Origin of the sequence: Nocardia carnea (genome assembly GCF_029869215.1) — a bacterium.
GTDB lineage: Bacteria > Actinomycetota > Actinomycetes > Mycobacteriales > Mycobacteriaceae > Nocardia > Nocardia carnea_B.
Genome location: NZ_JARWPM010000180.1, coordinates 35,789 through 61,738 on the forward strand (window position 1 = coordinate 35,789; position 25,950 = coordinate 61,738).

At 67.6% G+C, this 25,950-nt stretch carries 24 protein-coding genes; 17 read left to right on the plus strand and 7 right to left on the minus strand.

The features are described 5' to 3' along the window. Positions 1 to 672 precede the first annotated feature (672 nt). From QH276_RS12215 to QH276_RS12230, 4 genes are all read left to right on the plus strand, one after another. Complete coding sequence (locus QH276_RS12215; RefSeq protein WP_280397159.1) at positions 673 to 1,200, plus strand: hypothetical protein; 528 nt, start codon at positions 673 to 675, stop codon at positions 1,198 to 1,200. Between the two features lie 47 nt (positions 1,201 to 1,247). Continuing rightward, positions 1,248 to 2,216 (plus strand): prolyl aminopeptidase, encoded by a 969-nt coding sequence (pip, locus tag QH276_RS12220; RefSeq protein WP_280397160.1) that lies wholly within the window; start codon positions 1,248 to 1,250, stop codon positions 2,214 to 2,216. A gap of 116 nt (positions 2,217 to 2,332) precedes the next feature. After that, the gene (locus QH276_RS12225) at positions 2,333 to 2,680 is read left to right on the plus strand and encodes a hypothetical protein (protein ID WP_280397161.1); all 348 of its coding nucleotides are present in this window, start codon (positions 2,333 to 2,335) and stop codon (positions 2,678 to 2,680) included. Next, positions 2,656 to 2,979, plus strand: a complete 324-nt coding sequence (locus QH276_RS12230; RefSeq protein ID WP_280397162.1) for a hypothetical protein — start codon at positions 2,656 to 2,658, stop codon at positions 2,977 to 2,979. The genes QH276_RS12225 and QH276_RS12230 overlap by 25 nt, the downstream gene beginning before the upstream one ends. On the opposite strand, the gene QH276_RS12235 is transcribed toward QH276_RS12230, so the two are convergent. Both QH276_RS12235 and QH276_RS12240 read right to left on the minus strand, forming a co-directional pair. Then, positions 2,951 to 3,178 carry a DUF4351 domain-containing protein gene (locus QH276_RS12235; RefSeq protein ID WP_280397163.1) on the minus strand — a complete coding sequence of 76 codons (228 nt, stop codon included), beginning with the start codon at positions 3,176 to 3,178 and terminating at the stop codon, positions 2,951 to 2,953. The genes QH276_RS12230 and QH276_RS12235 overlap by 29 nt on opposite strands. Positions 3,179 to 3,355: 177 nt before the next feature. Then, a complete protein-coding gene (locus QH276_RS12240) occupies positions 3,356 to 4,423 on the minus strand; it encodes an Rpn family recombination-promoting nuclease/putative transposase (RefSeq protein ID WP_280397164.1) in 1,068 nt (355 codons plus the stop codon). Positions 4,424 to 4,820: 397 nt separating this feature from the next. Between QH276_RS12240 and QH276_RS12245 the strand changes: the two genes are divergently transcribed. Continuing rightward, the gene (locus QH276_RS12245; RefSeq protein WP_280397165.1) at positions 4,821 to 5,894 is read left to right on the plus strand and encodes an ABC transporter ATP-binding protein; all 1,074 of its coding nucleotides are present in this window, start codon (positions 4,821 to 4,823) and stop codon (positions 5,892 to 5,894) included. A gap of 100 nt (positions 5,895 to 5,994) precedes the next feature. Here the strand turns inward: QH276_RS12245 and QH276_RS12250 are convergent, their stop codons facing one another. Further along, positions 5,995 to 6,519, minus strand: a complete 525-nt coding sequence (locus QH276_RS12250) for a winged helix-turn-helix transcriptional regulator (protein WP_280397166.1) — start codon at positions 6,517 to 6,519, stop codon at positions 5,995 to 5,997. Between the two features lie 105 nt (positions 6,520 to 6,624). Between QH276_RS12250 and QH276_RS12255 the strand changes: the two genes are divergently transcribed. Then, the gene (locus QH276_RS12255; RefSeq protein WP_280397167.1) at positions 6,625 to 7,794 is read left to right on the plus strand and encodes a thiolase family protein; all 1,170 of its coding nucleotides are present in this window, start codon (positions 6,625 to 6,627) and stop codon (positions 7,792 to 7,794) included. A 160-nt stretch (positions 7,795 to 7,954) separates the two neighbouring features. Here the strand turns inward: QH276_RS12255 and QH276_RS12260 are convergent, their stop codons facing one another. After that, complete coding sequence (locus QH276_RS12260) at positions 7,955 to 9,226, minus strand: SGNH/GDSL hydrolase family protein (RefSeq protein ID WP_280397168.1); 1,272 nt, start codon at positions 9,224 to 9,226, stop codon at positions 7,955 to 7,957. 125 nt (positions 9,227 to 9,351) lie between these two features. Between QH276_RS12260 and QH276_RS12265 the strand changes: the two genes are divergently transcribed. Next, positions 9,352 to 10,356 carry an o-succinylbenzoate synthase gene (locus QH276_RS12265; protein WP_432278558.1) on the plus strand — a complete coding sequence of 335 codons (1,005 nt, stop codon included), beginning with the start codon at positions 9,352 to 9,354 and terminating at the stop codon, positions 10,354 to 10,356. 315 nt (positions 10,357 to 10,671) lie between these two features. Here QH276_RS12265 and QH276_RS12270 read toward each other — a convergent pair whose 3' ends face one another. Both QH276_RS12270 and QH276_RS12275 read right to left on the minus strand, forming a co-directional pair. Beyond that, positions 10,672 to 11,202 carry a TIGR04338 family metallohydrolase gene (locus tag QH276_RS12270; RefSeq protein WP_280397169.1) on the minus strand — a complete coding sequence of 177 codons (531 nt, stop codon included), beginning with the start codon at positions 11,200 to 11,202 and terminating at the stop codon, positions 10,672 to 10,674. A gap of 268 nt (positions 11,203 to 11,470) precedes the next feature. Continuing rightward, positions 11,471 to 12,340 (minus strand): DUF2786 domain-containing protein, encoded by an 870-nt coding sequence (locus QH276_RS12275; protein ID WP_280397170.1) that lies wholly within the window; start codon positions 12,338 to 12,340, stop codon positions 11,471 to 11,473. Between the two features lie 260 nt (positions 12,341 to 12,600). Here QH276_RS12275 and QH276_RS12280 point away from each other — a divergent pair, with 260 nt between their 5' ends. From QH276_RS12280 to QH276_RS12305, 6 genes are all read left to right on the plus strand, one after another. Continuing rightward, positions 12,601 to 13,884, plus strand: a complete 1,284-nt coding sequence (locus tag QH276_RS12280) for an ABC transporter substrate-binding protein (protein ID WP_280397171.1) — start codon at positions 12,601 to 12,603, stop codon at positions 13,882 to 13,884. Between the two features lie 148 nt (positions 13,885 to 14,032). Further along, positions 14,033 to 14,959, plus strand: a complete 927-nt coding sequence (locus tag QH276_RS12285) for a carbohydrate ABC transporter permease (protein WP_280397172.1) — start codon at positions 14,033 to 14,035, stop codon at positions 14,957 to 14,959. Continuing rightward, on the plus strand, positions 14,956 to 15,843 hold the full coding sequence (locus tag QH276_RS12290; RefSeq protein ID WP_280406732.1) for a carbohydrate ABC transporter permease: 888 nt from the start codon (positions 14,956 to 14,958) through the stop codon (positions 15,841 to 15,843). The genes QH276_RS12285 and QH276_RS12290 overlap by 4 nt, the downstream gene beginning before the upstream one ends. A gap of 62 nt (positions 15,844 to 15,905) precedes the next feature. Beyond that, positions 15,906 to 18,260 (plus strand): transglycosylase domain-containing protein, encoded by a 2,355-nt coding sequence (locus tag QH276_RS12295; RefSeq protein WP_280397173.1) that lies wholly within the window; start codon positions 15,906 to 15,908, stop codon positions 18,258 to 18,260. 180 nt (positions 18,261 to 18,440) lie between these two features. Further along, positions 18,441 to 18,902: a GyrI-like domain-containing protein gene (locus QH276_RS12300; RefSeq protein ID WP_280397174.1), complete on the plus strand. Its 462-nt coding sequence runs from the start codon at positions 18,441 to 18,443 to the stop codon at positions 18,900 to 18,902. Between the two features lie 7 nt (positions 18,903 to 18,909). Then, on the plus strand, positions 18,910 to 19,335 hold the full coding sequence (locus tag QH276_RS12305) for a GyrI-like domain-containing protein (protein ID WP_280397175.1): 426 nt from the start codon (positions 18,910 to 18,912) through the stop codon (positions 19,333 to 19,335). Positions 19,336 to 19,639: 304 nt separating this feature from the next. Here the strand turns inward: QH276_RS12305 and QH276_RS12310 are convergent, their stop codons facing one another. Beyond that, the gene (locus QH276_RS12310; protein ID WP_280398555.1) at positions 19,640 to 20,284 is read right to left on the minus strand and encodes a transglycosylase SLT domain-containing protein; all 645 of its coding nucleotides are present in this window, start codon (positions 20,282 to 20,284) and stop codon (positions 19,640 to 19,642) included. 737 nt (positions 20,285 to 21,021) lie between these two features. Between QH276_RS12310 and QH276_RS12315 the strand changes: the two genes are divergently transcribed. The 4 genes from QH276_RS12315 to QH276_RS12330 all read left to right on the plus strand — a co-directional run bounded on the left by QH276_RS12315 (position 21,022) and on the right by QH276_RS12330 (position 25,825). Beyond that, a complete protein-coding gene (locus QH276_RS12315; RefSeq protein ID WP_280398554.1) occupies positions 21,022 to 23,061 on the plus strand; it encodes an NADPH-dependent 2,4-dienoyl-CoA reductase in 2,040 nt (679 codons plus the stop codon). Between the two features lie 96 nt (positions 23,062 to 23,157). Beyond that, a complete protein-coding gene (locus QH276_RS12320) occupies positions 23,158 to 23,991 on the plus strand; it encodes an ABC transporter permease (RefSeq protein ID WP_280398553.1) in 834 nt (277 codons plus the stop codon). After that, positions 23,984 to 24,832 (plus strand): ABC transporter permease, encoded by an 849-nt coding sequence (locus QH276_RS12325; protein WP_280398552.1) that lies wholly within the window; start codon positions 23,984 to 23,986, stop codon positions 24,830 to 24,832. Before QH276_RS12320 ends, QH276_RS12325 begins: the two co-directional genes overlap by 8 nt. A 15-nt stretch (positions 24,833 to 24,847) precedes the next feature. Continuing rightward, entirely contained in the window at positions 24,848 to 25,825 is a 978-nt protein-coding gene (locus tag QH276_RS12330) for an ABC transporter ATP-binding protein (RefSeq protein WP_280398551.1), read from the plus strand. Positions 25,826 to 25,950 lie beyond the last annotated feature (125 nt).

Sequence of the window (25,950 nt, forward strand, 5' to 3'; positions counted from 1 at the left end):
GTACCCACCATCACCCACTCACTACAACACCGGCAGCGGCGGCCGTAACGGTCTACCCCCACATGGCCGCGCCGGGCCGCAACCGGCACGAGACGCAGTTCCGGAGAGCAGCTCGAAAGGAATTGCCCGGCCACATAGCTTGGCAGGAGGCGACAACTCGACACTCGGCGCGGGACATCGGCCGGATCCCCCGGCAGCGCGTGCGGCCCCGCCGGGCGGACCAGGGCTGCCTGCTCCCCGGCGCCTGCTTCGCGCTCTCCGGCATCATCGCCCCCTCGGTGATGGGCTTCATCGTGGGTCGCACGGGGACCTACAACGGCGGGTTCATCTTCATGACGGTCCTCTGCCTGATCGGCGCGGCCGCCATGCTGTTCTTCACCAAAGAACCGGAGCGCGCACCGCTCGGTACCGCCCCGGAAGGTGAACTCGCCCCGGCGAAATACCCCATGGCCGGCGTGCTCACCGCTCGCCGGTCCGGACGGCACCGCGTAACCGGTGAGGGGTTACCCGGAACGTCCCGAAACTCCGGCGCCGCTCCCGCCACCCCTCCAGGGAGCGGCGCCGGACCCGTATCTCCCCAACCCACACACCGGGACACGCGGCCGGCCACGATCATCTCCGCGACAGCACTTTCCGAATGCCGCCGTCGGCTCGGTGTGGTTCGATCGCGATGTGAACGGGCAAGGGGGACGCCCCGGGTGGCGTGCGGTTCTGAAGGTCGTCCTGATCCGCGGAGTGGCGGGATGTGCAGGACTGGCGCTGACACTCGCCGCGCTGTTCTTCCTTTCCGACCCGATCAACGTGATCGCGTACTACCTGGGTCACGGCGAGGAGATACAGGTCGAGGTCATCGAAGGTGCGGGCGCCAATTCGCCGAAGCGCACCGAACCGGGTGAGGGTCGCGTGCTCGGGCAAGACCGAATCGTCGGCGTGTACGGAGTCACCGCCGGCGAAGTGGTCACCGCCCGCCCGCGGCTCCTCGATCTCGGGGCGGAGAAGATGAGATTCGTCTACACCGACCATGCTTCGGTACTGCCCGGGCTCCTATCGATATTCGGCTGCCTCGTACTGGGCCTTCCGGGCTTGCTGTTCCTACTCGTCGGCTTCGGCACGAAATCCCTGTTCGAGAAGGCCACCCCGGTGCTTCAGCGGTTCAACGACCGGATGGCGCAGCGGGCATCCCGGAAGCACACCGGATAGAGATCGGCACGAGTAGACGTGGGTTCACCCGACGTACCGTTGGGGATGTGTCTGTATCGCCACGGCAACCGTTCCCGGAAATCGAGCCCTACGCGTCCGGGCTGCTGGATGCCGGTGACGGCAACCAGATCTACTGGGAAACCAGCGGGAACCCACAGGGCCGGCCTGCCCTGGTGGTGCACGGCGGCCCCGGCGCCGGCGGCGGGCGGGGCGGGCGGCGGACATTCGACCCGGACGTTTTCCGGATCGTGCTGTTCGATCAGCGCGGATGCGGGGAGAGCCGGCCGCATGCATCCGACCCCGCGGTCGATATGGCGCACAACACCACCGAACACCTGCTGGCCGATATGGAATTGCTGCGCGAGCAGCTCGGTATCGAACAATGGCTGCTCTTCGGGGGGTCGTGGGCGTCCACCCTCATCCTCGCCTACACCGAGCGTCACCCCGAGCGGGTCAGCGGGATCGTGCTGGTCGGCGTCACCATGACGCGGCCGCAGGAGATCGACTGGCTGTACCACGGGCTCCGGTTGCTGCTCCCGGTCGAATGGGAGCGGTTCCGCAACGGCGCGCCCGCCGCGGATCGGGGCGGCAATCTGGTGGAGGCGTATCGCCGGCTGATGGAGCACCGCGACCCGGCGGTCCGCGAGAAGGCCGCGCGTGAATGGTGCGCCTGGGAGGACGCGGTCATCGCACACGAACAGCTCGGTGCGCCAGGTCAATACAGCGCCCGGCCGGACGCCGCATTGTTGGCGTTCGTCCGCATCTGCACCCATTACTTCGCACACGCCGCGTGGCTCGAAGACGGCCGGCTACTGCGCGACGCACACCGGCTCGCCGGAATACCGGGCGTTCTCATCCACGGCCGCCTCGACCTGTCCGCACCTCTCCAGACCGCCTGGGAACTCGCCCGCGCCTGGCCGGACGCCGAACTCCGAGTCATCGACGACTCCGGCCACACCGGCAGCCCCGCCATGAAGACCGCTGTTTTGGAAGCGGTCGACCGATTCGCCCGTTGACGTATCAGCGGACACAACCGCGTGCGGTTCCCCACCGTGATGGGTTCGCCCTGCTGTGGCGGTCTGCGCCACGCGACCATGCGGCGTTCACGCGGCCGGTTGGAACTGATCCCGCAGTGACTGTCGTAAGGTTCCGGAATGGGGAGAAATCGTCGGCGGCTCCGCGCGCTATGGATCGCGGCGATACGAAGGTCTACCACGTCGACGGTTCCGGGCAGGTGCGCACGGTCCTGGAAAACCTGGCCGCGCCGGGTGGCCTGCAACTCGACGGAACCACCCTGTACGTGCTCACCCGGCAGGACGGAAAATTGTGGCGGCTCGACACCACCACCGGCGAGTTCACCTGGCTGGCCGACTTCCCGGGCAACGGCTTGCTGCGGCTGGCCGACGGGGATTTCCTGACCACCGCATCCCGCTCGACGCGCCGGATCGCTGGTCCGTGGTCACCACCGTGCCGGGTCTGATCCCCGGACTCGACGACCTCACCACGAGCGGCACCGGCGATATCTACGTAGCCGCGCACCTCCTCGGCACCATCCACCGCGTCGACCCGGATTCGGGCGCGACGTGCGCGGTTACCACGGAATTGCCGGTCGCCTGGTCCGGCCCGAGTTCGGTCCGCATCGCGCCGGACGGTGCCGGCTATGCGCTGTACACCACCTCGTTCGACGGCACCCTCCGCCGCCTGCGACCACCTCCGAACGTGGACCTCACACCGATCCACCGGGCTCCTGTCACGCAGGACCGAAAACCTCGTCGATAGTCGCCGCGGTGAGCATGCGGAGCGTCCACACCTCCAGTTCCTCGGTGTCCGCGGAGCGCACGCGTTCGACTGTCTCGGCCGGCAACACACCGAACTCGGCGGCCAACAATCGGAGCAGCATCCGGGTCTCACCTTCAACGCGGCCTTCCGCGCGGCCTTCCGCCCAGCCTGCCGAGCGGAGTCGTTCTGCTGCGGTCACAGCTACCTCCTCGGCTCGCGGACCGGGTCGTCGACGAAGCGCCGCCGCATCGGCGTGATCAGTCTGCCGAGATTGCTCGACGGTGCACTCGGAGACTCGTGCGGTATCACACGGTGGGCCGCGACATGGTCGTCGACCTTGTAATCAAGTTTTCCCTGCCATAGCTGAGTTCGTAAGTCACTGCTCCGCGGGAAAATCTGCACTGCTGCGATCGGACCAGGCAAGTCCGAAGACGTCGTTCAGAGTCGTTGCGGTGAGCACGCGGGGCGTCCACACCTCCAGTTCGGCTGTGTCCGCCGAGCGCACCAGGTCGACCAACTCGGCCGGCAGCGTGCCGAACTTGGCCGCCAACAGCGTGAGCAGTAGCCGGGCCTCCCCCTCGGCACGGCCCTCAGCACGGCCCTTGGCGAGACCCTTGGCGAGGCCTTCAGCGCGACCTTCAGCGCGACCTTCGGCGCGGCCCTGGGCGCGGAGTCGTTCCGCTGTGGTCACAGCTACCTCCTTGGCTCGCGGACCGAGTTGGTTCAAGAGGGCCTGCAGATCCTCGAGACCGGTGTCGCCCTCGAGAAAAATGTACTCGAACACCCGCCAGAGGTCATCCACGCTCAGCGCGCTCAGGTCGGCGAGGAAGGGTTGCAGGTCGTGACCGAGGTTCGGGTTCTTGGCGGTGATCTTGTGCAGGATCAGCACCAGCCGCGCCGGTGGGGTGAGATCGCGGGCCTGGATGGCGGCGATATCGACCCGGGAGAGGTCATCGAGCAGAATTTCCAAACTCGGCAGGTGCTCGGCCAGCTCGGTGCGGGCCTCGTCGTCGATATCGATCAGCTCGGCCAATTCGGTCGGATAGTTCCACCGCTCACCTTTGGGCCCGGAATACACGACGAGCGGAATGACCGCGGGCAGGGCCTTGCTCCTGGGGTGGGCGTCGAGGTGCTGAGTCCAAATCCCGAGCATGTAGCGCAGCATCCGCATCGGCATGAACCGGTCCGGGCCGGACTGGTGCTCGACGAGGATGTAGACGTAGGCCTCGTGACCCGACAGACGGGTACGAAACAGTAGGTCGCTGTAGAGCGGGCGCAGATTCTGCTCGATGTAACTGCCCGGCTGCAACTCCAGGCAGCCGAAGTCGAGGCGGGTGATGATCGCTTTCGGCAGGTTGGCCCGCAACATCCCCGCGATCTCGGCCTTGCGGGAGTAGACCCCCTTGAACAGCCCATCATGAGGAGTCGATGATTGGACGGCCATCGGGCCAAACTAGCTGCGGGCATCGACAGATTCGGCATCGGAAACCGGCCGCGACGCAGGCACGCCATCCACGGCCTATGTGCGTCACGCCGAACGACAGCGACCCGGGACAGCCGTGGACCGCGGACCACCGAGGCATCGAGCTTCGGGTACCCGGTCTCCGGCTGCGCCGTGTCGGCGGTCTGCCCGGGTTCCGGCCATCGAGCGCTACACGCTCGACAGCGGCCGGAGCAACCGGTGGACAGTGGCCCCGTTCACTGGCACGATTTGCACCGAAAACCTACAGACCATGCGGAGCCCGAGAACACCGGCGGTAGCCTCTGACGCCATGACCACGCACATGTTGCGAATTCGCTCCACTTCGCGTGTTCCAATCGGTGAAGGGAAGTGAACAGCCGTGGCCACGGTGACCTTTGATCGCGCCACCCGGCAGTATCCGGGTGCCAAGACGCCCGCCGTCGACCAACTGCAGCTGGAAATCGCCGATGGCGAGTTCCTGGTGCTGGTCGGCCCGTCGGGGTGCGGGAAGTCCACGTCGCTGCGGATGCTGGCCGGGCTCGAGGAGGTAACCGGTGGGCGGATCCTCATCGGTGACCGGGACGTCACGAGCACAGATCCCAAGGATCGCGATATCGCGATGGTTTTCCAGAACTACGCGCTGTACCCGCATATGACGGTGGCCGAGAACATGGGCTTCGCGCTCAAACTGGCCAAGGTCAACAAGGACGAGAAGAACCGCCGGGTACGCGAGGCGGCCCGCCTGCTCGACCTGGAGCCGTTCCTGGACCGGCTGCCCAAGGCACTGTCCGGCGGGCAGCGGCAGCGGGTCGCGATGGGGCGGGCGATCGTGCGTGACCCGCAGGTGTTCCTGATGGACGAACCGCTGTCCAACCTGGACGCGAAACTGCGCGTGCAAACCCGCACCCAGATCGCGCAGTTGCAGCGCCGGCTGGCGACCACCACCGTCTACGTCACCCACGACCAGGTCGAGGCAATGACCATGGGCGATCGGGTGGCGGTGATGCGCGACGGCCTGTTGCAGCAGTGCGCTTCCCCGCGTGATCTCTACCGCGACCCGGCGAACGTTTTCGTCGCCGGGTTCATGGGTTCGCCGGCCATGAACATCTACACCCTTCCGGTGACCGATGGCGCGGTCCGGATCGGCGGCTACGCCCTGTCCCTGCCGCGGTCGGTCGCCGCGGAGGCGGGTAATTCCGTCACGGTCGGCATCCGCCCCGAGCACCTCGACACCGGTGATTCCGGTATCGAGATCGAGGTCGACGTGGTCGAGGAGCTCGGCTCCGATGCGTTCATCTACGGCCGCCCCGCCGACCACACCGAAGGTGTCGACACGATCGTGGCGCGCACCGATTGGCGCACCCCACCGGCCAAGGGCACCCGCGTGCGCCTCACGCCCGGCCCCGAAAGCGTCTACTTCTTCGGCGCCGACGACGGCCGTCGCCTGAACTAGGCGAACGTCCTGCCCGGCACCGATTCTCCGGCCGGAGCACGCAAGGCCAACCGGCGGCGGCGCGCCCGTTCCACGGCGTGCCGCTGGGTTGCCGGCCCAATCAGCCGGGCGGATTCGCCCGGTCGGCACGACGGCTCCGCCGGTGGGCGCGCCATTCCTCGTTGAGGCGTACACCCAGTTCGTCGACGCCGATTTCCCGGCCCGATTCGCTGCGCACCTGCACTCGGACCGGGTCTCCGGTGGCCGCCTCGACCAGGTCGAGCGGTGGGGGGCCGGGCTGGAGGTAGGTGTTGCCCCATTGCATGAGGGCGAGGACCACGGGGAGCAGATCACGCCCCTTGCGGGTGAGGACGTATTCGTGGCGGGTGCGTTTACCCTCCTCCCGGTAGGGCTGTTTGGTGAACAGGCCCGCTTCGGTGAGTTTGCGTAGCTGCCCGGAGACCGCCGCGTCGGTGAGACCGATCCGGGCGGCGAAACCGTCGAACCGGGTGGTGCCGTAGTAGGCCTCGCGCAGGATGAGGATCGCCGAACGGGTGCCCACCACATCCATGGCCAGCGCGATCGAGCACTGGTCCGGTTTCCACGAGTTCAGATCGGCCAAGGGGCCTTCCATCACGGCTGCCATCCACTCATTCTATCGACCCTGGCTTGCCTCAACTCATGTCAGCACCTACCCTGGCTTTAGATAACTTTAGCCAGAGCGGAGGCTCTGGCGACGGAAGGAATCACCATGCGAGACGCAGTCATCGTCGATGCGGTCCGGACCCCGATCGGGCGGGGTAAACCGAGCGGAGCTCTGCATTCGGTCCATCCGGTGGACCTCATGGCGCACAGCCTGCGCGCCCTCGTCGAACGCACCGGGATAGACCCCGCGCTGGTCGACGATGTGATCGGCGGGGTGGTCAGCCAGGTCGGCGAACAGGGCGTGAACATGACCCGCCGGGCCGCGCTGGCCGCCGGCTTCCCGGAATCGGTACCCGCCACCACCGTCGACCGGCAGTGCGGCAGCAGTCAGCAGGCGGTGCATTTCGCGGCGCAGGGCGTGATCGCCGGCGCCTACGACATGGTGATCGCCACCGGGGTCGAATCCATGAGCCGGGTGCCGATGGGCTCGAGCGCGCGCGGCGCCGACGACATCTCCGGCGTGGGTTTCGCACAGCGCTACCCGGAAGGGCTGGTCCCGCAGGGCATCAGCGCCGAACTCATCGCCGCGAAATGGGGGATTTCGCGCACCGAACTCGACGAATTCTCCCTCGGCAGTCATGAGAAAGCTGCCCGCGCCACGAAGAACGGCCAGTTCACGGCCGAACTCGCACCCCTGGCCGGGCTGGAAACCGATGAGGGTATCCGCACCGGATCCACCCTCGATACGCTCGCTGCCCTGCGCCCGGCCTACTACGACGAAGCGATGGCCGAACGCTTCCCGCAGATCGGCTGGAATATCACGGCCGCCTCCGCCAGCCAGATCAGCGACGGCAGCGCCGCCGTCCTGATCACCACCAGCGAACGAGCCCGCGAACTCGGCCTCCGCCCGCTGGCCCGGCTGCACAGTTTCGCGGTGGCCGGCGACGATCCCCTGCTCATGCTCACCGCGGTGATCCCCGCGACCCGCAAGGTCCTCGACCGCGCCGGCCTCACCATCGCCGATATCGACCTGGTCGAGATCAACGAGGCCTTCGCGTCCGTGGTGTCGGCGTGGACCCGCGATACCGGCGCCGACCCGGACCGCGTGAACGTCAACGGCGGTGCGATCGCCCTCGGCCACCCGCTCGGCGCCTCCGGAGCCCGGCTGATGACCACCCTCGTCCACGCCATGCAGGACCGCGGCGCCCGCTACGGGTTGCAAACCATGTGCGAGGCCGGCGGACTCGCCAACGCCACGATCCTCGAACGCCTCTGAATACCCGCGTTCACCGCGCAGGCCACTTCAGCGGCCCGAATTCCCGGCCGCCTCGATTCGGGGCAGCCGGGCATTCCGGCGCCCCCACCGGCCGACGGCGGTGGGTACCCGCACCGGTGCGACCCAGGCTGTTCCGGAGGTTCTGCCTGCGGGCCCACACCTAGTCGACGGCCCCCGTCAGGGCACCCGCGGCCGCGTCGGCCATAGCCGCATATCCGGCAGGTCCGGGGTGCAGGTGGTCTCCGCTGTCGAAGCGCGCGGCGAGTGCGTCCGGGTCCGCCGGGTCGGCGACCGCGCGTTCGAAGTCCACGACGGCATCGAATTCACCGGAACCGCGAATCCACGAGTTGACCGCGTCGCGGACTTTTTCACCGCGCTCGCTGTAATAGGGAGCTCCCCGGAACGGCAGCAAAGTGCCGCCGACGATCCGCAGACCACCCTCGCGCGCCATCCGGATCAGCAGACGGTACTCGGCTATCAACTGGTCGGCGGTGACCTCGGGATTCGGGCGCATCCATGGTTCGTGCAGTTCACTTGCGCCGATATCGTTGATGCCCGAAAGCAGGATCACCGTGCCGATCCCGTCCTTGTCGAGCACATCCCGGCGGAACCGGGTGGCCGCGCGCTGGCCCACATACGCGGAATCGGAAACCACGCGATTCCCGCCGATGCCGGTGTTGAGCACGGCGCGCGGCCGGTCGGCCACGGCGAGCCGGTCGGCCAGCGCGTCCGGGTAGCGATTGTCCATATCGGGCCATGCCCCGGCGCCGTCGGTGAGGGAATCGCCGAAGACGACCACACCGTCGCGGTTCGGCGTACCGGAGACCTCGACGCCGGTCAGGTAGTACCACGACCTGCTGGATTCGGTGAACGCCGCACCGTCGATATCGCCGCTGTGATCACCGATCGCCCGATACGTGGTGGTGTTACCGAGATAGTGGAAGGTCGCGGGGCCGGTGGGCCGGCCGAGATACAGCGTGACGGTGAGCGATTGCCGGGCGTTGACGGGATAGTCGATGGCGTCGCCGGTGAGTTCGGCGCCCGGCGGGATCACCGCGCCCGGCGCGCCACCGAAGAACAGCGGGCGCACCGTCCCCGAACGGACCGCTGCCCCGTCGGCGGTGTGTGCGATGGTGGCCGCCGTGATCGGCAGCGGCCGATCACCGAAGAGGTTGGACAGGGTGATCCGTACGGATTCCCCGGCGAGGGTGGGGCGTACGGTCTGGCGGATGGTGTGGCCGGCGAAGCCGGCCGCCGACCAATTCGGCCCGAGCACGTCACCGGCGGGGATCTGCGCAGCCGACCAGCTGTCGAGCCAGGTCTCGGTTCCCCTCGACTCGGCGGCACCGACGTACAACGCCGCACCGGAGACGGTGAGCAGGACGCCCAGCAGAGCCGAGAGCACGGTGGTGCGAACCTTCCGGATACTCATCGCCATCTTCCTCTCGAACTCCCGTTCCTGGGTCGATATCGACATCCTCTCCGCTGCGGTCCCCGCAATCCGCAGCTCCGGCCGGCCGCCGGACAGCGGGCGGCCACCCTACTAACGTGAGGACGGTGACCGAGCTGCCCGAGATCGACTCCTTCACTGTCTACGCGATACCGATGCGGTCGAAATTCCGGGGGATCACCGTGCGCGAGGGCATGGTCCTGCGTGGACCGCGGGGGTGGGGCGAGTTCTGTCCGTTCCCGGAATATGACGACCGCGAGGCCGCGCACTGGCTGGCGACCACCCTCGAACAGGTGGGAGCGGGGTGGCCGGAGCCGGTGCGGGACCGGGTGCCGATCAACTGCACGGTCCCCGCGGTTTCGCCGGAACGCGCCTATGAACTCGTCGCCGGATCGGGTTGCCGGACCGCGAAAGTCAAGGTCGCCGATCATCCCGGGGCGCTGACCGAAGATATGGCGCGGGTGGAAGCCGTGCGCTCGGCGCTGGGTCCGGGCGGGGCGATTCGCGTGGACGCGAACGCGGTATGGGATGTCGACACCGCCGTCCGGAATATCCGTGAAATAGACCGGGCGGCAGCCGGACTGGAATACGTCGAACAACCGTGCCCGACCGTCGAGGAACTCGCCGCGGTGCGCCGGAAGGTCGATGTGCCGATCGCGGCCGACGAATCGATCCGCCGTGCGGAAGACCCCCTGCGGGTGGCCGTGGCCGGCGCCGCGGATATCGCGGTGATCAAATGCACCCCGCTGGGTGGCGTGCGGCGCGCCCTCGCGGTGGCGGAGGCGGCCGGGCTGCCGTGCGTGATCTCCTCGGCGCTGGAAACCAGCATCGGCCTGTCCGCCCAGCTCGCCCTGGCCGGCGCGCTACCGGAACTCGGCCACGCCTGCGGTCTGGGCACGGTGACGCTGTTCGAAGGCGATCTGGTTGCGGATTCACTACGCCCCGTGAACGGCTATCTACCGGTCCCCCGCACCGCCCCGGAACCGGACCCCGTCCTACTGGAGAAATACCGCCACCCCGACCCCGCCCGCACCGCCTGGTGGACCGACCGATTCCACCGTGTCCTCGCCCACCTGGCGGCCCCGGGCCCGGCGCCGTGGACTGCCTCGTGATCGTTGTTCCGTCGGTGCTCACCGAACTGTTGAGAGCCGCCGGACCGGGCTGGGCCGCGGATGCATCCCTCGACTTCGGTGCGCATGCGCTCGAGGTCGGTGCCGATGCCCTGCCGCCGGACCTTGCCGAACGCCGCCGACCGCGCGGCGACCGCCACCGGCGACCCGGACAAGGGCAGCGCAGCACGGATCGCCCGGTGGGAAGAGGCCCGGTGGCAACTGATCCGCGTGTTCGAAGCCGCGCCTCGGCCGGACCCGGTCCGATAGGGCATCCACCAATCGGTGACACGACGTCGCCAGCGGACCGGTACACGGTCAACTCAGTTGCGCGCCGCAATCGTGGAGGCTTGTTCGCAGCAGCAGAGCCGCTTCCGGACCTATGACCCCCTCGACCAAATCCACGTAGCGCCCGCAGAATTCTGGGCCGTGCGCGGCGACGGCGTCCGGCCGCGGTTCGAGATGGTGGGCGATTTCGTGCAGCAGCACCAGTTCACGCAACGCCCATGGGGCACCGCCTCGTGCGGAAGTCCTGCCGTGGACCGGGACGGCAAGCACATCGCGCCCGGATTCGTAATGGGCCGCGACTGTTCCCGCGCGAGCCCGCACCCGGATCGGTGCCGCCGCCCGTTCCCACTTCGCGGCAACCCAATTCAGGTGGAGAACCCGGTCGCAATACTCCTGCACCGATTCCACCGAGGCGAATTTCCGCTCGAGCGGCAGGGTCAGCCGCGAACCGTGTATCTCGACCGTACGCTGCCCGAATTCGGCCGCCCGGTCGAACACCGCGCGCACCAATTGTTCTGCGTCATACACCTTTCCGCGCTGAGAGTCCCGCACCGGGCTCATCCCGCACCTCGCGGGACGGGTCCGGGCCGGGACAGCTGCACGGTGACCGTCTGCGCCGCGACATGCTCGCCGACGCGGCCGGGCGGGACCCGTGCAGCTGGAGCACCGGACCGGCCCCGAACAGCGCGGCATCCGATAGCCGGTAAGCCGCCTGCCCGGTACACAACGCACGTAATCGGCGGGCGGATATGAACATCGCCCGGCTGGGCCCGATCACCGGCCGATGCCCACGACCGGCTGCCGATGGGCCGAGGGCTTCGAACCGTTCTCATCCGCCCGGGCCGTCGAGCCGGCCACGCGCGGCATCCAGTTCCGGTGCCATGCCCAGTCGCGCCACCCGGCCGGCGCGATCACCGGCGCGCCGCGCGTCCGGCGCGTAACCGGTGGAGGTGCCGGGCCCCCGCCAAGTGCCGCGGGCTTCGGAGTTACGGCTGTAGAAATCGGCCAGCTCGAGCTCCTTGCCGCGCAAAGCGAGTGCTGTACCGGCGGCCTGTTCTTCGGAAATCGGCTCGGCCGCGTGCAAGTCGCGGGTGGTGGCCGCCCGCTGGACCTCCGCCTTGGCCGCGGCCAGCCGCGCCCCGATACGGGCCGCGAACGCCATCTGGAAGTTGAGCCGCGCCGTCACCCCGGCCACCGGAACCCGGACCACCCGGCGCACCCGCCGGCCGCGGCGGCGTTCGACGACGACTCTCTCCATGGTCGCCGACCGGTAGGCCCCGGATTTGATGTACCGGTCCGAGGCTTGCACCATCTGCACCAGCAGGCTGGAGTACAGCGCCTCGCAGACATCGATATCGGCGGCGAAGCCGTAGGCGTAGACCTGGGTGGAGGTGCGGGCGACATCGCAGCGCACATCGTTGGCGTCGGCGATGGCCACGAACAGCTGGACATAGGTGCGCAGTCCTTTGCGACCCGGTTCGCCGATCGGGATCATCCGCTGGATCAGCGTCGCGCCCCGTTCGCGGTCCCGGGTGTGCGTCCGGGCGACCGCCAGATCGATCGACGATCGGGTGGCCAGCCGCTGGGCCGCGGCCATGAACGCCTCGGCCTCGTGTTCGTTATCGGTGGACTCCGCTTGGCGCAGGAGTCCGCCGATCCTGGTGAGCAGGCGATCGGAGACGGCGTTCGCGGTGGACATCGCGGCCCAGACTAATCGGGCCGGGCGGCCGGAGCCCAGCGCCGGGGTCGTTGCCCGCGGAAAAGTGCGACCCGGGTGAACCGGAGCGCACCAGCCTGGCGCGGGTCGCCTACCTGTGCTTACGCGCCCCGGGCAGCGGGCGGGCGGCCGCCGCACAGCGGGCGGGGCTGCAATGCGCCACAGGAGTACCCCACACGCGCCGGTTACACCATGTATGTTGCCTTGTGCTGCCGCTCACGTATCGACCCTGGAGTTCCGCGATGGCTTTCAAGAAGGTGCCGTCTCTACGCGCCGCGCTCATTATTGCGCCGATCGCGCTGCTGACCGCGACCTTTGCCACCGCGTGCAACACCAGCGATACCGATGAGCAGCTCAGCAAGAACCAGGACGGCCGCGGCCCGATCACCTACGTGGAGGGTAAGGACACCACCGAAACCGGTGCGGTGAAACAGCTGATCGACCGCTGGAACGCCACCCATCCCGACGAGCAGGTCACCTACAAGGAACAGTCCAACGACGCCTCCGCCCAATACGACGACCTGGTCGAACATATGCGGGCGAAATCACCGGACTACGACGTGGTGGCCCTGGACGTCCCGTGGACCGCGGAGTTCGCCGCCAAGGGCTGGATCCAGCCGTTGGAGGGCAGCTTCGCGATCGATACCGCACCGCTGCTGTCGCCGCCGGTCGCCAGCGCCACCTATAACGGCACCCTGTACGCCGCGCCCCGTAACACCAACGGTGGCCTGCTGTTCTACCGTAAAGACCTGGTTCCCACCCCGCCGCGCACCTGGTCGGAGATGCTGGCCAGCTGCCCGATCGCGCGGGAGCAGCAGATCGGTTGCTATGCGGGCCAGTTCGCGCCGTACGAGGGTTTGACGGTGAACACCGCCGAGGTGATCAACGCGTTCGGCGGCACCTTCGTCGGCACCGACGGCCGCACCCCGACGGTGAACAGTGCCGAATCACGAGCGGGGCTCCAGCAGTTGGTGGACGCCTACAAAGTCGGCGATATCCCGCGCGAAGCGGTCACCTTCCAGGAGCCGGAGAGCGGCGCCGCGTTCAACCAGGGCAGACTCATGTTCCTGCGCAGCTGGCCCTCCACCTACGGTGACGCCGCCTCGGAATCGTCGGCCGTGAAGGACAAATTCGGCGTGGCCCCCCTGCCCGGCGACACCGGTGTCGGGGCGTCCACACTCGGCGGCTACAACGCCGCGATCAGCGCGTACTCCGAGAACAAGGCCACCGCACTCGATTTCCTGAAGTACCTGATCAGCGAGGAGGCGCAGCATATCGTCGCCTCCGGCGCACTGCCTTCGGTGCGGGCCTCCATCTACGACGATCCGGCGCTCATCGCCAAGATGCCGTACCTGCCCGCCCTCAAGGAAGCCATCGCCAACGCGGTGCCCCGACCGGTCACCCCGTTCTATCCGGCGGTGTCCAAAGCCATTCAGGACAACGCATATGCTGCCCTGACCGGAACCAAGTCCGTGAACGACGCGATCATCGGCATGCAGAAGGGTATCGAGACAGCCGGATCGTAGTTACTGTTCAACCGGACCCGGCGAGCCAGGAGAGAGAACGGTGTCGGATCCTTCCGGAACGCACGCGCAGGCGTCGGTCCGTACAGATAAGCCCGCAGGCGCTGCGCGTACCGGCGGGACGCTCGGCAGGTTGCGCGATGATCTGCGCATGTCGGGCAGGGCGTGGTTGTTCGTCGCGCCGGTGCTGCTGGCGCTCGCCGTGGTGATCGGCTATCCGGTGCTGCGGGCGCTGTGGATGTCGTTCCACTACGACGACCAGCTCGACGATGTCACCGGCCGGTTCGTCGACAACGGGGAAAGCACCTTCTACAACTACCTGCACTGGCTGGCCGGCCAGTGCCAGGTGATCACCGGCGGCGTCACCGAATGCCCCACCGGCAACCTGGGCGCCGAGTTCTGGGGCGCCGTGGGCGTGACCCTGTTCTTCGCGGTGGTGACGGTGACGCTCGAGGTCGTGATCGGGCTCGGGATGGCGATCGTGATGGGTAAAACCTTCCGCGGCCGGGCGCTGCTACGCGCGGCGGTGCTGATCCCGTGGGCCATCCCGACCGCGGTGACGGCCCGGCTCTGGGAGTTCATGTTCCAGTACGACGGCCTGGTCAACACGATTTTCGGCACCGAGATCCTGTGGACCTCCGACGCCTGGCCCGCCCGCTTCGCGGTGATCGCCGCCGATGTGTGGAAGACGGCGCCGTTCGTCGCGCTGCTGCTGCTGGCGGGTCTGCAGGTGATCCCGAACGATGTGTACGAGGCGGCCCGCGTGGACGGGGCCTCGGCCTGGCAGCGGTTCACCCAGGTGACGATGCCGCTGCTGAAGCCGGCGCTGCTGGTGGCGGTGCTGTTCCGCACCATGGACGCGCTGCGCATGTACGACCTGCCCGCCATCATGACCGATAACCTGCCGGCCACCCGGACCTTGTCGGTGCTGGTGGTCGAGCAGACCCGGCAGGGACCCAACAGCGCGGCGGCACTCTCGACGATCACCTTCTTGCTGATCTTCGCGGCGGCCTTCGTACTCGTGAAGGTTTTGGGCGCGAACGCGGTGCGTACGCAGGAAGAGCAGCGGAAGGCATGACCGCGGTGACAACACAGCAATCCGGTACCCCACCCCGGCCCCGCACCTCCTGGCGCCGCCGGCTCGGCTCGGCCCGTATCTATGTGGGCGCGCTGATCGTGCTGTTCTGGGGCATGGGTCCGTTCTATTGGATGGCGGTGACCGCGTTCCGCGATCCCGCCTACACCTTCGAAACCACCCCGTGGCCCACGCACCTGACGCTCGACAACTTCCGCGATGTCTTCGATACGAGCCGCGGTAACGATTTCGGGAAGGCTCTGCTCAACAGTGTGATCATCGGCGCGGCCAGTACCGCGATCGCGCTGGTGATCGGCGTGATGGCCGCGTACGCGCTGGCCCGCCTCACCTTCAAGGGCCGCTATCTGGTGTCCGGGGTGATCCTGAGCGCCTCGATGTTCCCCGTGGTCGTGCTGGTGACCCCGCTGTTCCAGCTGTTCACCGATATCGGCTGGATCGGCAAATACCAGGCGCTGATCCTGCCCAATATCTCCTTCGTGCTGCCGCTGACGGTCTACATCCTGGCGTCGTTCTTCGCCGACCTCCCGTGGGAACTCGAGGAGGCGGCCCGGATCGACGGCGCGACCAAACTGCAAGCGTTCCGGCTCGTGATGCTGCCGCTGGCGGCGCCGGCGGTGTTCACCACCGCGATCCTGGCGTTCATCGCCGCGGTCAACGAGTACCTGCTCGCCCGGGTGCTGTCCGGGAGCGACACGGAACCGGTCACCGTCGCCATCGCCCGGTTCTCCGGGAACAATCCGCAGGTAGAACCCTATGCATCGATTATGGCGGCGGGCACGCTGGTGACCGTACCGCTGGTGATTCTGGTACTGGTGTTCCAGCGACGCATCATCTCGGGACTCACGGCGGGCGGCGTGAAAAGCTGATCACTGGGTATCCTGTGGTCTGGCGGTGGTGCGCCTGAGTTTTTCCGACGCTCCGGGAGGAGATGATCGTGAGCTCGTTCCGTTCCCAGCGTGGCCACACTCCCAGATCGCCGCAGTATCCCTCGCTCGCCGGTTGGAATCAGCTCGACACCGGTGAGCGACCCCGGCCGCCCCGGCCCCCGCGCTACCCGCGCCCGCGCCGCACCCGCGGCCAGCGCATCCGCCATCTGCTGCTGTGGCTGTTCACCATCCTGATCGCCATCCCGGCGCTGCTGGTGGCGCTGGTGTACTGGAGCGCGGAGATCCCGGCGGCCGGCACGGTACCGGTGAATCAGACCGCCACCATCACCGCCTCCGACGGCACCACGGTGCTGGCCAAGGTGGTCCCGCCCGAGGGCAACCGCACCCCTGTCCCGCTGGAGAAGGTGCCGGTCCACGTTCGCGAGGCCGTGCTCTCCGCCGAAGACCGCAACTTCTACACCAACCCGGGTTTCTCGCCCACCGGCCTGCTGCGCGCGCTCCGGGACAACGCGCTGGGCCGGGCGGACGCCGGCGGCGGGTCCACCATCACCCAGCAGTACGTCAAGAACGCCTTCCTGGGATCCGAGCGCACGGTGAGCCGTAAGGCGCACGAACTCATCATCTCGGCCAAGATGTCGCGGGAATGGAACAAAGACGAGATCCTGCACGCCTACCTGAACACCATCTACTTCGGCCGCGGCGCGTACGGGATCGAGGCCGCCGCGCAGGCCTATTTCGGCAAACCGGTCGACCAGCTGACCGTGGCCGAGGGGGCGGTGCTGGCCGCGCTCATCCGCACCCCGTCCGGCCTGGACCCGCAGAACCAGCTGCCGCAGTTGCTGCAACGCTGGAACTACGTGCTCAACGGCATGGTCTCGATGGGCAACCTGGCACCCGGCGATCGCGACGCGGTGACCTTCCCGGCCACCATCCCGCCGCCGGTATTCGACGAGAACATCGTCGAACGAGGACCGGAAGGTCATATCAAGGCCCAGGTGCTGCGCGAGTTGTCCGCCGCCGGGATCTCACAGAAGGAGATCGACACCGGCGCGCTGAACATTGTCACCACCATCGACCCGAAGGCGCAGCAGGCGGCGCAGGCCGCCGCGACCGAGCGGTTGGAGGGGCAGCCGCCGGAACTGCGGACCGCGGTGGTTTCGATCGATCCGCGGTCCGGTGCGGTACGCGCCTACTACGGCGGCGCCGACGGTATCGGCTTCGATTTCGCGCAGGCCCCGGTACAGACGGGGTCGGCGTTCAAAACCTTCGCGGTGCTCGCCGCGCTGCAGCAGGGTATCCCGCTGTCGCGGGCGTTCGACAGTGCGCCGGTGCACGTCAACGGGGTCGAGGTACGCAATGTCGAGAACGAGTCCTGCGGCACCTGCCCGATCTCGGAAGCTTTCAAACGATCCCTCAACACCAGCTTCTACCGGCTCACCCTGGCCATGAACAACGGCCCGAAGGCGATTGCCGACGCCGCCCACCAGGCCGGGATACCGCACGAGATCCCGGGAGTACCGGGAAAGTCGCTCACCGAGATGGGCGAGGATCCGATGCCGTCGATCGTGCTCGGCACCTACCTGGTCCGGCCCATGGATATGGCTTCCGCCTACGCCACCATCGCGGGCGAAGGCCGCTACCATCAGCCCTATTTCGTCCAGCGCGTGGTACGCGGCGACGGCCGGGTGCTGCTGGACCGCACCGCCGACCCGAAACAGCAGGTCGGTGAGCAACCGCCGCCCGCCGAGCAACGCATATCGCCCGATATCGCGGCCCGCGCGGCCCAGGCGATGCTGCCGATCGCCGATTACTCCAACGGCCACGGGCTGAGCGGTCGTCCCTCGGCCGCCAAAACCGGCACCACCCAGCTGGGTGATTCCGGCCAGAACAAGGACGCCTGGATGGTCGGTTTCACGCCCTCGCTGTCGACCGCGGTGTGGGTGGGCACCGAACTCAACCTGCCGATCGTGACGGCCGGCGGCGGCCGCATCTACGGGTCCGGGTTCCCCGCCGATATCTGGAAGCAGACGATGGACGGCGCCCTCGCCGATACGCCCGTGGAACAGATCGGCAACCCGCCGCCGGGTGGCCCCGCACCGCCACCACCTCCCGCACGCAACGAGCAGCCTTCCGGCGGGCCGTACGACATTCTGAACCCGCCACCGCAGCCGCAGCCGCAGCCGCAACCCCAGCAGCCGTTCATCGTGATCCCGCCGGCCTCCGAACCCTATGTGCCCGAACCGGTACCCGAGCCGGAACCGGAATACGTGCCCCAGCCCGAGCCCGAATACGATCCGGGACCGGCCCCGGTTCCGGCGCCACCGCCGCCTCCGCCGGCACCGCCGCCGCCCCGGGTAATCGAAATACTGCCCGGCGTTACCGTTCCGGTGCCGTGATCCACGGATTTCCGCTCGTGATCCCACCGAAGGAACGGCCGGCATGGCAGCATCGTTGGCCAGAGTGATGATGTCGCCCATCCGACCGACCGGCAGCGGGCCCACGCTCGTGCCGGGACGAGCGTGCGGGAGGATATGCGCTGGAGCGACGACGGATGACGAGACATAGGGGCTACGCCGGTGGAATTCAATGTCGTTGACCGCCCGGAAACACTGGTGGCGGGAATGGTGCTTCGCAGCCCGGCCCTTGCCGTGGAAGGGCCGCGCCGCAGGAAGGTGGAGCAGGCCTGGAAACGTAATCTGTCGCGATCCTTACCCGGCCCCCCGGCCAGCGCGTTCGTCGACCACGCCCCGGAGATCAATTCCTACCTGACCCATATCATCGGCTACCGCTGCCGCAGTCTCGACGACCTGCTACCCGGCGATGTGCTCGCCCGGATCCCGGCCGGGCGCTATGCCCGGTTCACTCTCAGCGGCGCGGATCTCGGCGAAACGATCGTCACCCTGTGGCGGGCCATCTGGGACGCCGAAGCCGCCGGCCGGTTGGTGCGCTCCTACACCGGAGACCACGAACGGTATCCGGACGAGCACACGGTGGAGGTATTCGTGGCACTGGCAGAAGACGATTCGGCGGGCAGGTAGGGAAGCTGTGGATTTCGAAATTGTCACCCTCGACGAGAGTATGGTCGCCGGGCTCACCGTACCGCTGGCAGGCCGTGAGGTAACCGCCCGCGATCTGGATCTGGTCAACTTCACCTGGGACCGCTACCTGAGCCGGGAAAAGGAAGTCCCCCGGGTGGCCGCCTATATCGGACAGGACGATCACGCGGTGGCGGTACTCGGCTACGAGGTGGGCGGCCTGGCCGATCTCGACCCCGGCGATGTGCTCACCCGGGTCCCGGCCGGGCGCTACGCGAAATTCGTGGTGACCGAGAAGCCCTACGATCTGCTCCGCACCGCCTGGGCGCGAGTCCGAGAAGCGGAAAAAGCGGGCACGATAACCCGTTCGCACACCGCCGAACTCGAACGCTACACGGGTCCGACCTCGGTCGAGGTCTACGTCTCGCTCGACTGAGGCCGGGAACGGTTCGCCCTTCCCGCCCGATGCGTTCAGCCGTAGCGCCGAGTCAGCAACGCCCCCGGTGCACGTAACCCCAGGCTGAACGCGCACCCGGCACCGGCTCCGAGAGCCGTACGCGCCCCTGAAGCTACCCGAACGCAACCGCGGCGGCGCCGAGTCCTACGAGGCCCTGAGTGGTTTTGGCCCGTCCCGGCTGTCAGTGCTCGATGCGATGCGGCGCAGCCGCGAGTGTCGAGTGCTGACAGCCGGGACCAAGGGGGGCCAAAACCCGCGGCGCCGCAGGCGCCGCCAAAAAAACTCAGTACGCGCTGTTGACGTTGTCCATGGAGCCGTACCGGTGGGCGGCGTAGTTGCAGGCCGCGACGATGTTCGAGACCGGGTTCCAGACGTCGAACGGGGTGCCGGCCACGTGGTATGCGGCGAAGGTGGGGTCGATCACCTGCAGCAGGCCCTTGGAGGGGATGCCCATGATGGCGTTGGAGTCCCACAGGTTGATCGCGCCGGGGTCGCCGGAGGATTCCCGCAGGATGTTGCGGTGGATGCCCTCGTAGCTGCCGGGGATGCCGTTCTTGTGCATGATGTCCAGCGCTTCGCGGATCCAGCCGTCCAGGTTGTTGGGGTAGGCGGGGGCGGGCGCCGGCGCGGGGGCCGGAGCAGGAGCCGGGGCCGGGGCCGGAGCGGGCGCAGGCGCCGGAGCGGGAGCCGGGGCCGCCGCGGCGGGCGCGGGGGCGGGGGCCGCGATTTCGGCGGCCTTCGCGTCGGTGTTCACGGTCGCGGCGGGCTGCTGCTCGGCGACCATGGCGATTTTGGTGGGGGCGCTGTCGTCGGCCATGGAGACCGCCGAGGAGGCGGTGACGGCGACGATACCGGCGGTGGCCAGTGCAAAGCCCATGGCTTCGCGCTTGGTACGACGGCGCAGGCTGGAGAAACGGTGGTTGGACATGAGCGGATTCGGTTCCTTGATCGGTCTCGGGATCCGGCCCGGTTCGGGCAGCACGGATCTTCGGCGGCGACCGGTGGGTCGCGACCGGAAAACATGGCTGTGCTGTTGTCGGGTTTTGTTGTGTCGACACCGAACGCAGGCCGGTTCGGGTCCGGAAGGCGCATCCGCGGTGCCGGGTGGTTTCCCGGGCCGCCGCGCCGGCGGATCTCCACCGCGCGGGTGGAGTACAGTTGTAATTCGGGTTCGGCCGTCGCCATACCTGGTGCGGTATTCATCTACGGCGCTGTGCCGGGTTGTTCCGGCCGGTTGTTTCCAACCCGGCGTTCACAATCTCGCGGAGCAGTCGAACCTCAGGTCGTTTCCGACCGGATCTCAGAATGGTCACAGTAGGTGAACAGCAGGTAAACGAAGGCTGAGAAAACCCTAAGTGCGATCTTGAACGCCGAAATGAACGCGTTCCATAATGTCGATGACCTGGGGAAATTCCTTTAAACCTACTGTGGTGTACGACACAAAACTTTCCGTGCCGAATCCTGGATTTAGCTTCTTCGTGACGGTTCCGTGATGGCGGGAGCGGGTTTTCCGGCCTTTCGCGGTGCCGCCCGAATGCGGTCGTGACCGGCCGTTTCCACCGGCCGTGACCGGGGGTGGAAATCGCCCTGCGCCGAATGGTGAGATGAGGACCTGCAGGCCAGGACCGGGCCGGGGCCCGGTCGATATCGGAAAGAGAGCCCGCGATGGACTCGACGACGAGTTATCCGCAGCTGTTCAGCCCGCTCCAGGTGGGGGGCACCACCCTGCGGAACAGGGTGGTCATGGGATCGATGCATACCGGCCTGGAGGACCGGGCCTGGGATGTGAACCGGCTGGCCGCCTACTTCGCCGAACGAGCGCGCGGCGGGGTCGGGCTGATCATCACCGGCGGGTACGCGCCGAACCGTACCGGGTGGTTACTGCCGTTCGGTGCGAAACTCACCACCCGGACCGAGGCCTACCGGCATCGCGCCATCACCCGCGCGGTCCACGACGCGGGCGCGAAGATCGCCCTGCAGATCCTGCACGCCGGCCGGTACGCCTACGTTCCGGGGAGTGTTTCCGCCTCGTCGATCAAGGCGCCGATCAATCCGTTCCGGCCGCGCGCGCTCTCGGACCGCGGCATCCGGCGCACCATCGACGATTATGTGCGCTGCGCCGAACTGGCCCGGTTCGCCGGTTACGACGGGGTCGAGATCATGGGCGGGGAAGGCTATTTCATCAACCAGTTCCTCGCACCCCGGACCAACCGGCGCACCGACCGCTGGGGCGGGCCGGCGGCGAACCGGCGCCGGCTGGCCCTCGAGATCGTGCGCCGGACCAGGGCCGCGGCCGGTCCCGATTTCCTGATCATTTTCCGGCTGTCGATGGCCGAACTGGTGGAGAACGGGCAGACATTCACCGAAATCCTGGAATTGGCAAAAGAACTCGAGGCCGCCGGGGTGAATGTGCTGAATACCGATATCGGCTGGCACGAGGCACGGGTTCCGACCATTGTCACCTCGGTCCCGCGGGCGGCGTTCGTGGAATTCACCGCCAAGATCGCGGCGGCGGTGGATATCCCGGTGTGCGCGTCCAACCGGATCAATATGCCCGAAATCGCCGAGGAGATCCTGACCCGCGGCGACGCCCAGTTGATCTCCATGGCCCGGCCACTACTGGCGGACCCGGAATGGGCGAACAAAGCGGCCGCTGGCCGCACCGACGAGATCAATACCTGTATCGCCTGTAACCAGGCCTGCCTGGACCACGCTTTCGTGCACAAAACGGTGTCGTGCCTGCTGAATCCGCGGGCCGGGCACGAAACCGAGCTGGTGCTGCTGCCCACGCGGCGCACCAAGAGCATCGCGGTGGTGGGTGCCGGTCCGGCGGGTTTGTCCGCCGCGGTGAATCTGGCCGAGCGCGGGCACCGGGTCGAATTGTTCGAAGCGCTGGACCGGATCGGCGGCCAATTCGATATCGCGCGGCGTATTCCCGGTAAGGAAGAATTCGACGAATCCATTCGCTACTTCACCCGCAAGCTCGAGCTGGCCGGGGTCCGGGTGCGGCTGAACACACGGGCCACCGCCGCCGAGTTGATTGCCGGTGGCTACGACGAGGTCGTACTGGCCACCGGGGTACGGCCGCGTATCCCCGATATTCCCGGGATCGACCATCCGATGGTGCTGTCCTACGCGGATTTGGTACGGGACCGGAAACCGGTCGGTGCCCGCGTCGCGGTGATCGGAGCCGGCGGTATCGGCTTCGATGTGAGCGAATACCTCACTGTCGAAGGGCATCCCACGCTGAAGCCGGACGAGTGGAAACAGGAGTGGGGTGTCGATGCCGACGACGAGCAGGTGCGCGGACAGCTGGGCGTGCCGCGGCCGGCGCCCGCGGCGCGCGAGGTCGTTCTGCTGCAGCGTAAGGACACGCCGTTCGGCAAAGGGCTCGGTAAGACGACAGGCTGGGTACACCGGGCGGCGCTGAAAGCCAAAGGCGTGCGGCAACTCGGCGGGGTCAACTACGAGCGGATCGACGATGCGGGTCTGCATATCAGCTTCGGGCCGAAACACGAACGGCCCCAAGTGCTCCGGGTCGACAACATCATCGTCTGCGCCGGCCAGGAATCGGTCCGCGACCTGGAGTCCGAACTCACCGCCGCGGGAATCGCCGTCCATCTGATCGGCGGGGCGGAACTGGCCGCCGAGCTGGATGCCAAACGCGCCATCGACCAGGGCACCAGGCTGGCCGCCCGGCTCTGATCTCCCGCGCTCAGGATGCGCGCCGACGGAAATAGCCTTTCTCCGCCCGGCATCACGCGGTAGTGTCCCGTCCTTGTGTCCGAACGAGGTTGGGGGGTGACCGTGCGCGATGCGGTGGCCGATCTCCCGGGATACGCCAGGGTCTACTGGCGTCTGGCCGTGGCCGGTTTCGCCCGCCAATGGCACTACAAACTGGCCATGTTCGCGGGGTTGTTCACCAACTGCGTGTTCGGGTTCGTCCGCGCGTCGGTGATGGTGGCGGCCGTCGGCGCCACCGGCGGATTCGCCGGCTACGACGCCGGGAGCATCGGCGCCTATGTCTGGATCTCACAGGGATTGCTCAGCGCCTTGCTGTTCATGTCCGCTGAACACGAACTCGCCGAACGGATCCGCACCGGCGATATCGTCGTCGACTTCCTGCGACCCGTCGATCTACAGCTGAGCGCTCTCGCCGGCGATCTCGGCCGCGCCGTCTGCGCCTTGATCCCGCGGATGGTGCCCAGTCTGCTGATCGGCTCGCTCACCTTCGGGCTGGTACTGCCGGCAACCCCGGAGTCCTATCCGCTCGGATGCCTCAGCATCCTGCTGGCGTCGGCGATATCCTTCCTGGCGCTGTTCGCCCTGACCACCGCCGGTTTCTGGGTCGTGGAGACCCGGGGAATCAGAACCCTTTATCAGACCTGCGGGCCCTTCCTCGCGGGTCTTTTCGTCCCGGTGCACATTTTCCCGGAGTGGTTGAAAGTGCTCGCCACCGCGACGCCGTTTCCCTCCATGTTGCAGGCGCCGGTGGATGTACTGTCCGGCCGGGTCGCCGGGTGGGAAGCGGTTCAGGTGGTCGGCGTGCAGATCTTCTGGCTGCTGGCGGTCGGTGCCCTGGGGCGGGTACTGCTGGCGGCCGGGCGGCGGAAGCTGGAGGTCCAAGGTGGCTGATACCGCTGTGCGCACCCCGGCGCGGCGACCGGCCCCCGTGGGTTCCCGCTGGCGCCCCTACGCGGCGGTACTGAACTCGCGGATCCGGGCGCAGCGCTCCTACCGGCTGTCTTTCGCCGGCGAAATCCTGGCCGCGACATTGCTCGGCCTCGTGGAGTTCGCCGAAGTCTGGCTCGTCTTCCGGCAAGCCGAGGTGCTCGGAGGACTGGATATGGATGCCGCGCTGCTGCTGTTCGGGCTGAGTAATCTCGCGTTCGCCGGTGCCCAGCTCTGCTGCGGCCATCTGGACAAACTGCCGACCCTGATCCGGCTCGGGATGCTCGATATCTACCATCTACGGCCCCAGCCGGTGCTGTTGCAGCTGATCACCAGTGATTTTTCACTGCGCCGGCTGGCGCGCGCCGGGGTCGCCCTGGTCGTTCTCGCGGCCGGATTGATGCGCAACGATATCGAATGGTCCGCGGCCACGGTGGTGCTGCTCCTGCTCACCGTCCTCTGCGGTCTGATCCTCTTCGCCGGCCTGTTCGTGATGGCCGCGGGTTGCCAATTCTTCCTGATCGACGGCGCGGAACTCACCAACAGCTTCACCTACGGCGGATCGTTCGCGGCGACCCAGCCCGCCTCGGTGTTCCCCACACCGTTGCGGATCCTGTTCTGTGTCGCGATACCGGTCGCCTTCACCGCCTACTTCCCGACGCTGGCCGTGCTGGGTCTGCCGGGACCCGCCGGGCTGCCGGCCTGGCTCGCCTGGTGCGCCCCGGTGGCCGCAGGGTGGGCGTGGGTGCTGGCGGCCGTGATGTGGCGATGCGGCACCCGGCACTATCAGAGCGGCGGTGGATGAAGTGGGAGACCGGTGATGGGCGCGGATACGATCATCGAAGTCGGTGACCTGACGCGCGAGTTCGTCCGGTACCGGCGCGACGGCACCTGGCGCCGGCCCCGGCGCGAGATCGTCACCGCCGTGGACGCCATGAGTTTCACGATCGAACGCGGCGCGGCGGTGGGGTATATCGGCGCGAACGGGGCAGGCAAGTCGACGACCATCAAAATGCTCGCCGGCATCCTGGTTCCCACGTCCGGTGTGGTGCGGACCTGCGGACTGGAACCCATCCGCCGGCGCCGGGAACTGGCGGGCCGGATCGGTGTGGTGTTCGGGCAGCGGTCCCAATTGTGGTGGGATCTGCCGCTGCGCGAATCGTTTACGATCCTGGCCGCCATCCACCGCCTGGACCCGGTATCCGGCCGGGCCCGCACGGCGGAACTGGTCGAACAACTGGAGATGGGCGATACCCTCGACACTCCGGTCCGGCAGCTCTCGCTGGGGCAGCGCATGCGTGCCGAGGTCGCGGCGGCACTGCTGCACTCCCCGGAGTTGGTCATTCTCGACGAACCCACCATCGGCCTCGACGTGCTGTCCAAACAACGCCTGCGGGAATTCCTCCGCGCCGAACGCGGCGAACGCGGGACAACGCTGCTGCTCACCACCCACGATATGGGCGATATCGAACGACTCTGTGATCGCGTGCTGGTGGTCGACCACGGCCGGCTCGCCTACGACGGTTCGCTATCGGGCCTGGGTGCGACGGTGGGGGCGCAGCGGATGCTGGTGGTCGACCTCGTGACGGCCGCGCCGCCGCTGCGTGGACTCGCCGGTGCGGACCTGATCTCCTACGAGGCCGGTGGGTTACGACAGCGGCTCGCCTTCGACGCCGAGTCCACGACCGCCGCACAGCTACTGGCCGAGGTGTCGGAACGGGCCGAGGTCCGGGACCTGTCCATCGAGGAACCCGATATCGAGGACATTGTGCGGCGCTTGTACGAAACCGCCCGGTGAAACGCGTACCGGGCCCCGCCCCCCCCGGGGGCGGCCGCGGGAACGCGGGGGTTGTCCCCCGGGACCAAAAAGCCGGTAACGCGGGAGAAAAAAACCCCGGGGTGTTAAAAACAGCCACCCACCCA

Excerpts from the sequence above, each read along its gene's own strand:
- QH276_RS12240 (WP_280397164.1), bottom strand. The coding sequence starts at position 4,423 with ATGGCCGTCCAATCATCGACTCCTCATGATGGGCTGTTCAAGGGGGTC.
- QH276_RS12255 (WP_280397167.1), top strand. The coding sequence starts at position 6,625 with ATGCGAGACGCAGTCATCGTCGATGCGGTCCGGACCCCGATCGGGCGG.
- QH276_RS12315 (WP_280398554.1), top strand. The coding sequence starts at position 21,022 with ATGGACTCGACGACGAGTTATCCGCAGCTGTTCAGCCCGCTCCAGGTG.
- QH276_RS12250 (WP_280397166.1), bottom strand. The coding sequence starts at position 6,519 with ATGGCAGCCGTGATGGAAGGCCCCTTGGCCGATCTGAACTCGTGGAAA.
- QH276_RS12270 (WP_280397169.1), bottom strand. The coding sequence starts at position 11,202 with ATGAGCCCGGTGCGGGACTCTCAGCGCGGAAAGGTGTATGACGCAGAA.
- QH276_RS12295 (WP_280397173.1), top strand. The coding sequence starts at position 15,906 with ATGATCGTGAGCTCGTTCCGTTCCCAGCGTGGCCACACTCCCAGATCG.
- QH276_RS12285 (WP_280397172.1), top strand. The coding sequence starts at position 14,033 with ATGTCGGGCAGGGCGTGGTTGTTCGTCGCGCCGGTGCTGCTGGCGCTC.
- QH276_RS12260 (WP_280397168.1), bottom strand. The coding sequence starts at position 9,226 with ATGAGTATCCGGAAGGTTCGCACCACCGTGCTCTCGGCTCTGCTGGGC.
- QH276_RS12330 (WP_280398551.1), top strand. The coding sequence starts at position 24,848 with ATGGGCGCGGATACGATCATCGAAGTCGGTGACCTGACGCGCGAGTTC.
- QH276_RS12275 (WP_280397170.1), bottom strand. The coding sequence starts at position 12,340 with ATGTCCACCGCGAACGCCGTCTCCGATCGCCTGCTCACCAGGATCGGC.
- QH276_RS12290 (WP_280406732.1), top strand. The coding sequence starts at position 14,956 with ATGACCGCGGTGACAACACAGCAATCCGGTACCCCACCCCGGCCCCGC.
- QH276_RS12310 (WP_280398555.1), bottom strand. The coding sequence starts at position 20,284 with ATGTCCAACCACCGTTTCTCCAGCCTGCGCCGTCGTACCAAGCGCGAA.
- QH276_RS12280 (WP_280397171.1), top strand. The coding sequence starts at position 12,601 with ATGGCTTTCAAGAAGGTGCCGTCTCTACGCGCCGCGCTCATTATTGCG.